Annotated in this window: 14 protein-coding genes; 9 read left to right on the forward strand and 5 right to left on the reverse strand. The window is 57.7% G+C overall.

Translation table 11 applies throughout. From position 1 onward, the window contains the following. Window positions 1-23: 23 nt before the first annotated feature. Genes ACR0DH_RS09845 through ACR0DH_RS09860 form a run of 4 tightly spaced genes read right to left on the reverse strand, consistent with a single transcriptional unit; the run spans window position 24 to window position 2689 of the window. The gene (locus tag ACR0DH_RS09845) at window positions 24-1052 is read right to left on the reverse strand and encodes a MaoC family dehydratase (protein WP_480548551.1); all 1029 of its coding nucleotides are present in this window, start codon (window positions 1050-1052) and stop codon (window positions 24-26) included. After that, the gene (locus tag ACR0DH_RS09850) at window positions 1052-1258 is read right to left on the reverse strand and encodes a DUF1737 domain-containing protein (protein WP_480544356.1); all 207 of its coding nucleotides are present in this window, start codon (window positions 1256-1258) and stop codon (window positions 1052-1054) included. The genes ACR0DH_RS09845 and ACR0DH_RS09850 overlap by 1 nt, the downstream gene beginning before the upstream one ends. 12 nt (window positions 1259-1270) lie before the next feature. Further along, the gene (locus tag ACR0DH_RS09855) at window positions 1271-1825 is read right to left on the reverse strand and encodes an NnrU family protein (RefSeq protein WP_480548549.1); all 555 of its coding nucleotides are present in this window, start codon (window positions 1823-1825) and stop codon (window positions 1271-1273) included. A gap of 6 nt (window positions 1826-1831) precedes the next feature. Beyond that, the gene (locus ACR0DH_RS09860; RefSeq protein WP_480548547.1) at window positions 1832-2689 is read right to left on the reverse strand and encodes an HpcH/HpaI aldolase/citrate lyase family protein; all 858 of its coding nucleotides are present in this window, start codon (window positions 2687-2689) and stop codon (window positions 1832-1834) included. A gap of 179 nt (window positions 2690-2868) precedes the next feature. Here ACR0DH_RS09860 and ACR0DH_RS09865 point away from each other — a divergent pair, with 179 nt between their 5' ends. Continuing rightward, window positions 2869-3174, forward strand: a complete 306-nt coding sequence (locus ACR0DH_RS09865) for a hypothetical protein (RefSeq protein WP_480544358.1) — start codon at window positions 2869-2871, stop codon at window positions 3172-3174. Here ACR0DH_RS09865 and ACR0DH_RS09870 read toward each other — a convergent pair. Further along, entirely contained in the window at window positions 3171-3926 is a 756-nt protein-coding gene (locus tag ACR0DH_RS09870; RefSeq protein WP_480548545.1) for a sulfite exporter TauE/SafE family protein, read from the reverse strand. The genes ACR0DH_RS09865 and ACR0DH_RS09870 overlap by 4 nt on opposite strands. Window positions 3927-4087: 161 nt before the next feature. On the opposite strand from ACR0DH_RS09870, the gene mdh reads away from it, so the two are divergent. The 8 genes from mdh to ACR0DH_RS09910 all read left to right on the forward strand — a co-directional run bounded on the left by mdh (window position 4088) and on the right by ACR0DH_RS09910 (window position 13638). Next, window positions 4088-5050 carry a malate dehydrogenase gene (gene mdh, locus ACR0DH_RS09875; protein WP_480548543.1) on the forward strand — a complete coding sequence of 321 codons (963 nt, stop codon included), beginning with the start codon at window positions 4088-4090 and terminating at the stop codon, window positions 5048-5050. 307 nt (window positions 5051-5357) lie between these two features. After that, the gene (sucC, locus tag ACR0DH_RS09880) at window positions 5358-6551 is read left to right on the forward strand and encodes an ADP-forming succinate--CoA ligase subunit beta (RefSeq protein WP_480500114.1); all 1194 of its coding nucleotides are present in this window, start codon (window positions 5358-5360) and stop codon (window positions 6549-6551) included. An 83-nt stretch (window positions 6552-6634) separates the two neighbouring features. Then, a complete protein-coding gene (gene sucD / locus ACR0DH_RS09885) occupies window positions 6635-7516 on the forward strand; it encodes a succinate--CoA ligase subunit alpha (RefSeq protein ID WP_170350627.1) in 882 nt (293 codons plus the stop codon). Between the two features lie 5 nt (window positions 7517-7521). After that, window positions 7522-8364: a hypothetical protein gene (locus ACR0DH_RS09890; protein WP_480548541.1), complete on the forward strand. Its 843-nt coding sequence runs from the start codon at window positions 7522-7524 to the stop codon at window positions 8362-8364. Continuing rightward, the gene (locus tag ACR0DH_RS09895; protein ID WP_480548539.1) at window positions 8361-8903 is read left to right on the forward strand and encodes a DUF805 domain-containing protein; all 543 of its coding nucleotides are present in this window, start codon (window positions 8361-8363) and stop codon (window positions 8901-8903) included. The genes ACR0DH_RS09890 and ACR0DH_RS09895 overlap by 4 nt, the downstream gene beginning before the upstream one ends. Further along, window positions 8900-11857, forward strand: coding sequence for a 2-oxoglutarate dehydrogenase E1 component (locus tag ACR0DH_RS09900; RefSeq protein ID WP_480548537.1), 2958 nt, complete (start codon window positions 8900-8902; stop codon window positions 11855-11857). Before ACR0DH_RS09895 ends, ACR0DH_RS09900 begins: the two co-directional genes overlap by 4 nt. Before the next feature lie 3 nt (window positions 11858-11860). Then, on the forward strand, window positions 11861-13366 hold the full coding sequence (gene odhB, locus ACR0DH_RS09905) for a 2-oxoglutarate dehydrogenase complex dihydrolipoyllysine-residue succinyltransferase (RefSeq protein WP_480544364.1): 1506 nt from the start codon (window positions 11861-11863) through the stop codon (window positions 13364-13366). Between the two features lie 2 nt (window positions 13367-13368). Continuing rightward, the gene (locus ACR0DH_RS09910) at window positions 13369-13638 is read left to right on the forward strand and encodes a hypothetical protein (protein WP_353012019.1); all 270 of its coding nucleotides are present in this window, start codon (window positions 13369-13371) and stop codon (window positions 13636-13638) included. Window positions 13639-13714 lie beyond the last annotated feature (76 nt).

The raw sequence follows: 13714 nt of genomic DNA on the forward strand, positions 1-13714 counted from the left end.
TGTATCGCAGGGTCTGCACGAATTCACATTGGCATGAGCGCCCAGTAGTCCAGATCCAACAGAACCTGCGGCTGGTACTTGCCGTCTTCATTGCGCAACTCAAACGGCGCACCGCCTTTGGTGGCAACCAATCGCAAGCGAATAGCCCCAACGCCGGGAACGCTGGTTTCGGCCTTGTCCAAAACCTCGGACCAGGCCTTGATGGTATCACCCGCAAAACAGGGATTCGCATGGGCACCACCGTTCAGGCCAACGATCATCTGCGCATTGGCCAACCCGTTGAACGACAAAGCCCGGGCCATCGAGATCACGTGACCGCCATAGATCAATCGCCCCTCGGGTCGGAAGGTCAGATCGAAATGAACCTTGGCCGTGTTCTGCCACAGGCGGGTAGCCAGCATATGCTCGGCCTCTTCGATGGTCACACCATCCACATGGTCGATTGTCTCACCGATCGCGTAATCACCCCAGCGATGGGGCTCGCCCGCCAGAGTGAAATCGTAGTTCGAGAAGTCCAGACCCTCGGGGATCACCAGATCTTCCGGTGCCAAAACCTTTTTCAGGTCGGGCACAACGGTTTCCGGTGCGGGCGCATCCGGGCTCGACTTTCGAACCATGACCCAGCGCACATAGTCGATCACAACCTCGTCCAGCTGGTTCAGACCACGGGTGCGCACCCAGACCACCCCGGTTTTGCCGTTGGAATTCTGCTTGACCCCGATCACCTCAGAGACCGACCTTATAGTGTCACCGGGATAGACCGGTTTTATCCAACGCCCCTCGGCATAGCCCAGATTGGCCACTGCGTTCAGCGAGATATCCGGAACAGTCTTACCGAACACCACATGAAACGCCGCCAAATCATCCAGCGGGCTTTCTTGTAGACCACAGGACCGCGCGAACTCGTCCGAGGAATAGAGCGCGTGGCGCGCCGGATAGAGCGCGTGATACAGCGCCCGCTCCCCATCCGTCACGGTACGGGGCACCGCATGGGGCAAGACCTGCCCAACGGAATAGTCCTCGAAAAATCTGCCCGGATTGGTTTTTGCCATTATTGCTGTCCCAGTTTCATGTCAGGTGAATAATCGACCTCGACCTCTTTGGTCACGGCCTGCGCACAACGCATGACACCGTTTTCCGCGTCAAACGCGTAGGATGGGTCGCCATACAGGTCCCACCCTTTGGCCAGCGCATCTGATACTTTGTGGCAGAACGCGGAGGTGTCTTCCTCGGTCAGCAATCGATAGAGCTTTGCCATGTCTGGTTCCCCCTATCCACCGAACGGGGATGGGCCAACCAGCCCGTGAATATATCCGATGATGCCCAGCAAAACGATTGAGGCGACAAAGAACATCGCGTCCTTACCATATGTACCGGGTTCACCCGGCTTCCAATCAGGTTCGGATTTGTTGATCACAATGACTTCAACCACGGCCCAGGCCAAAAGACCGCCGAACAAGACAATCGAGGCCAGATCGCCATTCACCAGCAGATGCGCAAACGCCCAAAGCTTGAACCCGCCCAGCATCGGATGGCGCATCTTGTTCAGCAGACGGCCTTTCTGGCCAGCCGGGCTCATCATAAAGATCGCGATCAGAACCAACAGGTTGTTGACGTGGATCAGGAAAGTCGGCGGGGCCCAGACATAGATGAAATCGGTCATGCGATAGCCGAAGATCATCATTAGGATCGAGGCAACCAGCGCCAGCGCCACCACGCCTTTGCCTGCATCGCCCATTGCTGCCCGCTGTTCGGGCACCACGCGTTTGAAAAGATGCGCGGCCCACCATAGTGCCACGCCCAAAATCAGAAGAACAAAGCCCATGCTGGCTTACCCCGCTTGCAAAGCTGAAATCGCCTCTGCTTTTGCCAGAATTTCGCGGGCAGTTACAACATGGAGGTTCTCAACAATCTTGCCATCAACGACGGCGACGCCCTGACCCTGAGCCTCGGTCTCTTCAAAGGCGGCGATCTGACGGCGCGCCAAGTCAATCTCGGCCTCAGACGGGGCGAACGCCTCATTGGTCACCTCAACCTGCGCCGGATGGATCAGTGTCTTCCCGTCAAAGCCCATATCCCGACCCTGCGCGCATTCATCGGCCAGACCCTCGGTATCTTTGAACGTATTATAGACCCCATCCACGATAATTAGGCCCTCAGCCTTTGCAGCCAGCAGGCACAGGCCCAGTGATGTCATCAATGGAAGGCGATCAGGGCGGAAGCGGGTCTGAAGCTCTTTGGCCAGATCGTTGGTACCCATCACAAACCCGGTCATCAGAGGGTGGGCGGCAATCTCCGCTGCGTTTAGCATACCGCGTGGCGTTTCCATCATCGCCCAGATCGGCAGATCACCGGTGATTGCGGCAAGCGCATCCACATCCGCGGCGGAATTCACCTTTGGCAGCAGCACCACATCCGCGTCCATGTCGCGCAGGGCCTCAGCATCCGCACGGCCCCATTCGGTGTCCAACCCGTTGATCCGAACGATCTTGACCCGCGCGCCATAGCCACCGGCCGCCAGCGCCGCCTTCAGCGTTTCGCGGGCGTTGGGCTTTTCGTCAGCGGCGACTGCATCCTCAAGATCGAAGATGATCGCATCCACTGGCAGAGTGCGCGCCTTTTCCAGCGCCCGCTCTTTCGAGCCTGGAATATACAAAACCGAACGATACGGGCGTTGACGCGGGTCCATTGACCTCTCCCTAAGCAATAATGTTGCGCGGAATGGGGCATTTTTTTCGAGAAACTTCAAGGCCAAATTTGCCGCATCGCAGCATAAGCGCCTATTCGTGACGCAACGCACTTTGGTTTAATCAAATCTCCTGCCCTTGTTCGCAAGCTGGTCCTCAGATCAGACAGAAGGGGCCATAGATGAAGAAATCGCTTTTGAACATGACGATCGGGCTGGGGATTATGGTGCTGGCCGCACAGCAAGTGAACGCGCAGAGCCGCAACTGCGCCCCGCGCGCGGACGTAATCAAACGCTTGTCGGAAGGGTATGGCGAAACACGTAAAGGGATCGGGATCGCTGGCCAGGGCGCGGTGATGGAATTGTTCGCCTCTGATGAAACAGGTAGCTGGACCATAACCGTCACGCTGCCGGATGGCACAACCTGCCTTGTCGCCTCGGGGCAGTCCTATGAGACTTTGGCCGAAGCCTTGCCGCCAAATGCCTAAGCCAAAGCATCCCAGATGAGTTTGCTGCCGGTTAGTGTTAGCAAAACATAGGTGATCCGAAAAAACACCTGTTCGGACAGCATGAAATGCGCCCGAACCCCAAGCCACGCACCTAATAGTGCGAAAGGCGACAGCAGAATGTTCGCCCAAGCGGTGTGCCACGTGAAAAGGCCCAGATAGGCGTAAGGCACAAACTTCACGATGTTGACGACCCAAAAGACCAGTACGGTCGAGGCCTGAAACTGGGTCTTTGTCAGACGCTGCGATAGCAAATAAACGGCTGCGGGCGGGCCGCCAGCGTGGCTGACAAAGCTTGTGAAGCCCGCCACCAATCCGGCGAACAAACCTGCCGATGGCGGCAACTGCCTTGCGAAGCCGCCAATCCAGCCCTTTGCACGCGCCACATGCCAGATCACAAACCCGATCGAAATCGCACCGATCAAAAGGCGTAAGACATCGTCATTGGTCGCGCGATACAGAACCGTCCCCAAAATCACGCCGGGTATTGCCCCCAGTATCAGCAGGCGTGCACTTGGCCAATCCCAGCGCTTCCAGTAGGGCTTCAACGTCGCAAGATCGATGATCATCAGGATCGGCAGCATCAGCGCCAGCGCCTGCCCTGGGCTCAGGATGATGGCCAGAATCGATGCCGACGCGAAGGCCGCGCCCGACCCGAACCCGCCCTTGGAAATACCCGCGAAGATGACCGCAGGGATCGCCACGGCAAAAAACATCAAATTCAATTCGAACATGTGGCAGCCTGCGAATTGGCTTGTCTCACTAGCCGTTTAGCGCAACCACCAAGGGCAAGGCAAACGGTATGCGGTTGCATGCCGCGCCGCAGAGGCCTTGCGTTGCGGCGTTTAAAGGACTAGCACAACCGCGATTTCAAAACCGACCGGAGATATTCCAAATGGCCAGACCCAAGATTGCGCTGATCGGCGCGGGGAACATCGGCGGCACGCTTGCGCATCTTGCAGCTGTCAAAGAACTGGGTGACGTAGTCCTGTTTGACATCGCTGACGGGCTGCCCCAAGGCAAAGCGCTCGACATCGCCGAATCCGGCCCGTCCGAAGGGTTTGACGCGTCGATGTCCGGCAGCAGCGACTATGCCGATATCGCAGGCGCGGACGTCTGCATCGTCACCGCTGGTGTCGCCCGCAAGCCGGGCATGAGCCGCGATGACCTGCTGGGCATCAACCTCAAAGTGATGAAGTCGGTCGGTGAAGGTATCGCCAAACATGCACCCGACGCGTTCGTAATCTGTATCACCAACCCACTGGACGCGATGGTCTGGGCCCTGCGTGAATTCTCGGGCCTGCCGCACAACAAGGTCTGCGGCATGGCGGGCGTGCTGGATTCGGCCCGTTTCGCGCATTTCCTGTCGGAAGAATTCAACGTCTCAATGCGCGACGTCACCGCCTTCGTTCTGGGCGGCCATGGCGACACGATGGTACCTTCGGTACGGTATTCGACCGTTGCCGGTATCCCGCTGCCTGATCTGGTCGAAATGGGCTGGACGACACAGGAAAAGCTAGACGCCATCGTACAGCGTACCCGTGACGGTGGCGCTGAAATCGTTGGTTTGCTGAAAACCGGTTCGGCGTATTACGCACCGGCTACTTCGGCAATCGAAATGGCCGAAGCCTACCTGAAAGACCAGAAGCGCGTTCTGCCTTGTGCCGCCTACTGCAATGGCGAGCTGGGTGTTGACGGGCTTTATGTCGGCGTTCCAACCGTGATCGGTGCTGGTGGTGTTGAGCGTATCGTCGACATCAAGCTCAACGAAGACGAGCAGGCCGGTTTCGACAACTCGGTCAACGCCGTGAAGGGCCTGATCGACGCATGCAAAGGCATCGACGGTTCGCTGGCATAGGCTTACTGAAAGCTTCCGAGAACCGGCCCTCAGCAGGGCCGGTTTTTTTGTGCCAAGCCCGTCCGTCGTATCTCAAATGTTTGCGCAACCGTCGCAAACCCCCTTTTTTGAATATGTTTTCCGCATGTGCATTGTGAGATTCGAATCAAAACCAAGGGCCTATCAATTTGTGATCACACGCCAAAAAAGCGTGATCACAAATAGTGAAAATCTTCGTGAAAAACCTCTTTGCTGTCAAAAAACCCTTTAAACTTGCCCGCTAGACACCCCTATAACGGTTTAATCGTAGTCAGACGGGACAGTTTCGATGAACATTCACGAATATCAGGCCAAAGCGCTTCTTCGCAGCTATGGCGCTCCGGTCTCCGACGGTCGCGCGGTTTTGCGCGCCGAGGAAGCCAAAACCGCAGCCGGTGAACTGGATGGCCCCCTGTGGGTTGTCAAAGCACAGATCCACGCAGGTGGACGTGGCAAAGGCAGCTTCAAAGAAGCGGATGCCGGTGAAAAAGGCGGCGTCCGTCTGACCAAATCGGTCGAAGAAGCCGCTGAAGAGGCCAAGAAGATGCTGGGTCGCACGCTGGTCACGCACCAAACCGGCCCCGCAGGCAAGCAGGTCAACCGCATCTATATCGAAGCCGGATCGGGCATCGAACGTGAACTGTACCTGGCCCTGCTGGTGGACCGCCAGACCAGCCGCATCTCATTCGTCTGCTCGACCGAAGGCGGCATGGATATCGAGGAAGTCGCCGCTGCCACTCCTGAGAAAATCCTGTCCTTCTCGGTCGACCCGGCCACTGGCTATCAGGCTTATCACGGCCGCCGTATTGCTTTCTCGCTGGGTCTGGAAGGCGCGCAGGTCAAGCAATGCGTCAAGCTGATGAACCAGCTCTATAACGCCTTCGTCGAGAAGGATATGGAGATGCTGGAGATCAACCCGCTGATCGTCTCGGACAGCGGCGACCTGAAAGTGCTGGACGCCAAGGTCGGTTTCGACGGCAACGCGGTCTACCGCCACCCCGACATCGCCGAACTGCGCGACACGACCGAGGAAGACCCCAAGGAACTGGAAGCCTCGAAATACGACTTGAACTACATCGCGCTGGATGGTGAGATCGGGTGCATGGTGAACGGTGCCGGTCTGGCGATGGCAACCATGGACATCATCAAACTGTATGGGGCCGAGCCTGCCAACTTCCTCGATGTGGGCGGTGGCGCGACCAAAGAGAAAGTGACCGAGGCGTTCAAGATCATCACCTCGGATCCGAACGTCAAAGGCATTCTGGTCAACATCTTCGGCGGCATCATGCGCTGTGACGTCATCGCCGAAGGCGTTGTCGCTGCGGTGAAAGAGGTCGGCCTGCAGGTTCCGCTGGTCGTGCGCCTGGAAGGCACCAATGTCGAGAAAGGCAAAGAGATCATCAACACCTCTGGCCTTGACGTGATCGCGGCGGACAACCTGAAAGACGGTGCCGAGAAGATCGTGAAAGCTGTCAAAGGCTGATTGCCATCCCGTAGGGTGGGCTTTGGCCCACCTTTCCCAAGATTTCGGCGGGCTGAAGCCCGCCCTACAAAGGAGAACGCCAGATGGCAGTCCTCATCGACGAAAATACCAAAGTGATCTGTCAGGGCTTTACCGGCTCGCAGGGCACATTCCACAGCGAACAGGCCATTGCCTATGGCACCAAGATGGTTGGCGGCGTGACCCCAGGCAAAGGCGGGATGACCCACCTTGACCTGCCCGTGTTCAACTCGGTCCACGAAGCCAAGCATGTGACCGAAGCCAATGCCTCGGTGATCTATGTCCCGCCGCCCTTCGCGGCTGACTCGATCCTCGAAGCGATTGATGCCGAGATGGAAGTGATCGTCTGCATAACCGAAGGTATCCCGGTTCTGGACATGATGAAGGTGAAGCGCGCGCTGGAAGGCTCAAGCTCGCGCCTGATCGGCCCGAACTGCCCCGGTGTCATCACGCCGGATGCCTGCAAGATCGGCATCATGCCCGGCCACATCCACAAGCGCGGATCGGTCGGTGTTGTGTCGCGTTCGGGTACGCTGACCTATGAGGCCGTCAAGCAGACCACCGATGTGGGCCTGGGCCAGTCCACCTGCGTGGGCATCGGCGGCGACCCGATCAAAGGCACCGAGCATATCGACGTGCTGGAATGGTTCCTGGCCGATGACGAGACCGAGTCGATTATCATGATCGGTGAGATCGGTGGCTCGGCCGAGGAAGAAGCCGCGCAGTTCCTGGCGGATGAGGCCAAGAAGGGCCGCAAAAAACCGACCGCCGGTTTCATCGCGGGCCGCACAGCCCCTCCGGGCCGCCGCATGGGCCACGCGGGTGCGATTGTCGCCGGCGGCAAAGGCGGTGCCGAGGACAAGATCGAAGCCATGCGCTCGGCCGGAATCGTCGTGGCCGAAAGCCCGGCGCAGCTGGGTGAGGCTGTGCTGGAAGCGATTGGGTAAGCGCAATGGCGCACCATAGCATAGGCTTTGCAGAGCGGGGGAAGAAGTTCCCTCGCTTTCGGCATGTTTTGGCCTTTGTTCTTGGTGGCCTGCACTCCGCCTCAATAGCTAGTGCGAACGCGTCGCCTGACTTCTCCAAGCCAACAAAGGACGTAATCGAACTTTGCACTTGGTCGACCGAGGATAGCGCAACTGTTGCGAAAGAGTTTTATGCAAGAGGGTGGAAGCCTTTCCGAGCACCCTTCACTGACGAAATGCTGAGTATTGTCGCGGATGGATATTTACTGCCTGCATTTACCTACAAGGATCACAACCCGCTCGAGTTGGATCTAGAAACTGGAGTGTCTATCGGCATTCTCGATCACGTAAACGCAATTTCTGAAGGGGCAGAATTAGGCTACTATGAAGTGTTGTGGACGGACCAAGACACTATCGCATTTTTGTTGCTGTCTGACCGCAAAGGCGGCACTGCTTCCAGCGAAAGTTTGGGTTGTAACTATTCCAGTACTTCGACCGATGACTCTACAAAAATTAGAGATGCAATCTTGGCATTTAATATCAAGGACCTAGGCGAAACTCGCGAACGTGGGTATGGACCGTCTAGGTACCTTTCGGCGACAACTTGGGGATACCCATCTGGCCAAACCAACATAAACGCGCAGGATTTGGACAGGGAGCCCGTCGAACTGATAAATCGCCCACTTCGAGAGCCCGATCTGGGTGCCGGCCCCGCAAAAATTAGTTTTTGGAGATTTGACGAAGTAGAGTTCAATGAGGCCTTCGGAAGAACGCCTCATACCGCCTTAACTCTGGACATAAGACGTCGCACAATAAGGCAAAAGCCATGACCTTCTCTGACGCCATCCGCACTTGTTTCTCCAAGTTCTTCACCTTCTCGGGTCGCGCCTCGCGGCCCGAGTACTGGTTCTTTTTCCTGTTCATCGTGATCTGGAGCATCATTGCCGGGATCATCGATGCGCAGTTCTTCACGCAAGTTGCAGTGACCGAAGCCGAAACATCCAAATCCGTCGCAGCTACGTCCTCACAACCTGTGCAAAGCATCGTCAGCCTAATCGTCTTCTTTCCGCATCTGGCCGTCGCATGGCGGCGGATGCATGATACCGGGCGCAGTGGCCTCTACGCTTTACTGCCACTCCTTCTAATCCTAGGCGCGTTTGCGACCCTGTTCTTTGGCATCGGGCTGGCCTCCAGTTTCCAGCATGGCGGCAATCTGGATATCCTGTTCACCCGTGCCACTCTGCTGATCGTCATTCCGACACTTCTGATCCTGTTTGTGTCGCCCCTCCTGGTGCTGTGGTGGTTGTCCCGCCCCAGTCAGCCAGGCACCAACCAATACGGTCCCAACCCATATGAGGTAGCCCAATGACCGAACATACGCCCAACACTGCCTTTCATGCCTCTAGCTTCATGCAAGGGCACAATGCCGAGTATCTAGAGCAGCTATATGCCCAGTACACAAAAGACCCGAACGCAATAGATGCGGCATGGGTCGAGTTCTTCCGGCAGATGGGTGACGCTACACCGGATGTTCAGAAAGAGGCCGAAGGTCCCTCTTGGGCACGCACCGATTGGCCGCCCATGCCAACAGATGATCTGACCGGGGCGCTGACCGGCGAATGGGCTGAGATTGATGCCAAAGCCGCAGGCAAGAAGATTCAGGAGAAGGCTGCTGACACCGGTGTTCAGGTCAGCGAAGACCAGATCAAGCGCGCCGTGTTGGACAGCCTGCGCGCCCTGATGCTGATCCGGGCCTATCGGATCCGGGGCCATCTGGCGGCTGATCTGGACCCGCTGGGAATGCGCGCGGCCAGCACCCATCCAGAGCTGGACCCGAAAACATATGGCTTCACAGACGCCGACATGGATCGCCCGATCTTTATCGACAATGTTCTGGGCCTGCAGATGGCCAGCATGCGCCAGATCGTCGAGATCGTAAAGCGCACCTATTGCGGCACTTTCGCGCTGCAGTACATGCATATCTCGAACCCGGAAGAAGCCGCCTGGCTGAAAGAACGCATCGAAGGCTACGGCAAGGAAATCCAGTTCACCAAGGAAGGCCGCAAGGCGATCCTGAACAAGATGGTTGAGGCCGAAGGTTTCGAGAAATTCCTGCATGTCAAATACATGGGCACCAAGCGCTTTGGTTTGGACGGTGGCGAAAGCCTGATCCCCGCGATGGAGCAGATCATCAAGCGTGGCGGAGCCTTGGGCGTTCAGGACATTGTCATCGGCATGCCGCACCGCGGGCGTCTGAACATCCTCGCCAATGTGATGGGCAAACCCTACCGTGCGATTTTCAACGAATTCCAGGGCGGCAGCTTCAAGCCCGAAGACGTGGATGGCTCGGGCGATGTGAAGTACCACCTCGGCGCCTCCAGCGACCGTGAGTTTGATGGCAATAGCGTGCACCTGTCGCTGACCGCAAACCCCAGCCACCTTGAAGCGGTGAACCCGGTTGTGCTGGGCAAGGTTCGGGCCAAGCAGGATCAACTGAAGGATACCGACCGGACCAAGGTGATGGGCATTCTGCTGCACGGCGATGCGGCCTTTGCTGGTCAGGGTGTGGTCGCCGAAGGGTTCGGCCTGTCCGGTCTGCGTGGGCACAAGACCGGCGGCACCATGCATATCGTGGTGAACAACCAGATCGGTTTCACCACCGCGCCGCACTTCAGCCGCTCCAGCCCGTATCCAACGGATATCGCGCTGATGGTCGAGGCTCCGATCTTCCACGTGAACGGCGACGATCCCGAGGCGGTTGTACATGCTGCCAAAGTGGCAACCGAATTCCGCCAGAAGTTCCACAAGGACGTGGTGATCGATATCTTCTGCTACCGCCGGTTTGGCCACAACGAGGGCGACGAGCCCATGTTCACCAACCCGATCATGTACAAGAAGATCAAGACGCATAAGACCACGCTGTCGCTCTACACGGAACGTCTGGTCAAGGATGGGCTGATCCCCGAAGGCGAGATTGAGGATATGAAAACCGCCTTTCAGGCCCGTCTGAACGATGAGTTCGAGGCCGGAAAGGACTATAAACCCAACAAGGCCGATTGGCTGGACGGGCGGTGGTCGCACCTCGACAAGAACAAAGACGAATACATGCGCGGTGAGACCGCCATTTCGCCAGATACTTTAGCCGAGATCGGTGCCGCGCTCTCGCGCACACCGGACGGTTTTGCCATGCATAAGACCGTTGGTCGCCTGCTGGAACACAAAAAGCAAATGTTTGAGTCTGGTAAAGGATTCGATTGGGCGACGGGTGAAGCTCTGGCATTCGGCTCGCTGCTGACCGAAGGCTATCCGGTGCGCCTGTCCGGTCAGGACGCCACACGCGGGACGTTCAGCCAGCGCCATTCGGGTTTCATCAACCAGGAGAATGAGGAACGGTATTATCCGCTCAACAATATCCGGCCCGGTCAGTCACACTATGAAGTGATCGACTCGATGCTGTCGGAATATGCGGTTCTGGGTTTTGAATACGGCTATTCACTGGCCGAACCCAACGCGTTGACCCTCTGGGAGGCGCAGTTCGGCGACTTCGCCAACGGCGCGCAAATCATGTTCGACCAGTTCATCAGCTCGGGCGAAAGTAAATGGCTGCGCATGTCTGGTTTGGTTTGTTTGCTTCCGCATGGCTTTGAAGGTCAGGGCCCGGAACACAGCTCGGCGCGACTGGAACGGTTCCTGCAGATGTGCGGCCAGGACAACTGGATCGTGGCGAACTGTACGACGCCCGCGAACTATTTCCACATCCTGCGCCGTCAACTGCACAGGACCTTCCGCAAGCCGCTGATCCTTGTAACACCCAAGTCGCTTCTGCGTCACAAGCTGGCGGTTAGCACCGCTGAGGAATTCACCACAGGCTCCAGCTTCCACCGCGTGTTGTGGGACGATGCGCAACATGGCAATTCGGATACCAAGCTGGTTGCCGACAGCAAGATCAAGCGGGTCGTGATGTGCTCGGGCAAGGTTTACTATGACCTTTTGGAGGAGCGTGACGCGCGTGGGATCGACGATGTCTACCTGATGCGAATTGAACAATTCTATCCGTTCCCTGCGCATTCTCTGATCAATGAGCTTGAGCGTTTTAAAGGCGCCGAAATGATCTGGTGTCAGGAAGAACCCAAAAACCAGGGTGCCTGGACCTTTATCGAGCCCAACATCGAATGGGTCCTGTCCCGCATCAAAGCGAAACATACACGGCCTCGCTATGTCGGCCGCGCCACTTCGGCTTCGCCCGCGACGGGCCTGGCCAGCCAACACAAAGCCCAACAACAAGCGCTGGTGAACGAAGCGCTGAGCATTGAAGGAAAGTAAACGATGACGATTGAAGTTCGTGTTCCCACGCTTGGCGAGTCGGTAACAGAAGCCACAGTTGCGACATGGTTTAAGAAACCAGGCGACGCGGTCGCTGTGGATGAGATGCTCTGTGAGCTTGAAACAGACAAGGTCACCGTAGAAGTGCCTGCCCCGGCTGCGGGCGTGATGGGTGAGATCGTTGCGGCCGAAGGCCAGACGGTTGGCGTCGATGCGTTGCTGGCGACCATCGCAGATGGTGACAGCGCAGCGGCTGCCCCTGCGGCCGCGGCGCCGGCCCCTGCAGCAGCGCCCGCGGCGTCAGCGGGCAGTGTCGACGTGATGGTGCCAACACTGGGCGAGTCCGTGACCGAGGCAACCGTGTCAACTTGGTTCAAACAGGTTGGCGACAGCGTCGCTCAGGACGAAATGCTATGCGAGTTGGAAACCGATAAAGTCTCGGTCGAGGTACCTGCCCCCGCAGCGGGTGTTCTGGCAGAAATTGCAGCTCCCGAAGGTACAACTGTAGATGCCTCAGCGAAACTGGCGGTGATATCGGGTGCGGCGGCTGGTGCGGCTCCGGCGGCTGCCGCAGCAGCAACGGCCCCCACAGCAGCCAGCACAGGCAAAGACGTGGCCAATGCCCCCTCTGCTGAGAAAGCCATGGCCGAGGCAGGCATGTCCGCTGATCAGGTCACCGGGACTGGTCGTGATGGCCGGATTATGAAAGACGATGTGGCACGTGCCGTTGCAACCGCTGCTGCCCCGGCCCCCGCACCTGCGGCAGCGCCTGCTCCGGCCCCGCGCGCTCCGGTTGCGGCCAGCGACGCTGCGCGCGAGGAACGGGTCAAAATGACCCGCTTGCGTCAGACCATCGCAAAGCGCCTGAAAGACAGCCAGAACACCGCAGCGATGCTGACCACCTATAACGAGGTCGACATGACCGAGGTGATGGCCCTGCGCAGCCAGTACAAGGACCAGTTCGAAAAGAAACATGGCGTCCGTTTGGGCTTTATGTCCTTCTTCACCAAGGCCTGCTGCCACGCGTTGAAAGAAGTGCCCGAGGTGAATGCCGAGATCGACGGTACCGACATCGTCTACAAGAACTTCGTCCATATGGGTGTAGCCGCTGGTACACCGACAGGACTGGTGGTTCCGGTTATCCGCGATGCCGACAGCATGTCCTTTGCCGCGATCGAAAAGGCGATTGCCGAAAAAGGTAAACGCGCCCGTGACGGCAAGCTGAGCATGGAAGAGATGCAAGGCGGCACCTTCACCATCTCAAACGGCGGTGTCTACGGCTCGTTGATGTCCTCGCCGATCCTGAACCCGCCGCAATCGGGCATACTTGGCATGCACAAGATTCAGGACCGCCCGATGGCGATCAACGGTCAAGTGGTGATCCGCCCGATGATGTATCTGGCGCTGTCCTATGACCACCGGATCGTCGACGGCAAAGGCGCGGTAACCTTCTTGGTTCGCGTGAAAGAAGCGCTTGAAGACCCCCGCCGCCTGCTTATGGATCTGTAACCATGGCAACGCATATTCTCTGGCAGGCCGATGTCGCAGATTTCGATGTCTGGCTAAAGGTGTTCCGCGAGGATCAAAAAATGAGAGAGGCCGCGGGTATCCGCGACCTCCACATCTGGCGTGACCCCAATTTGAAAGATCATGCGGTGGCCTTGTTTGAAGTCACCGACCTTGAACGCGCACAGAGTTTCATCGAGTCCGAAGAATTGGCCATGCATCACGAACGCGGCGGCGTGGCCCATATTCAGGTCAAGATACTGACACCCGTTTGAATGCGACTGCCACTGGACATAGACCCCAAGTATGGCCCGGGCACGACGACGCCGGGCAACACAACAAAAGTTTCTC

This window comes from Ruegeria sp. I1, assembly GCF_056532675.1.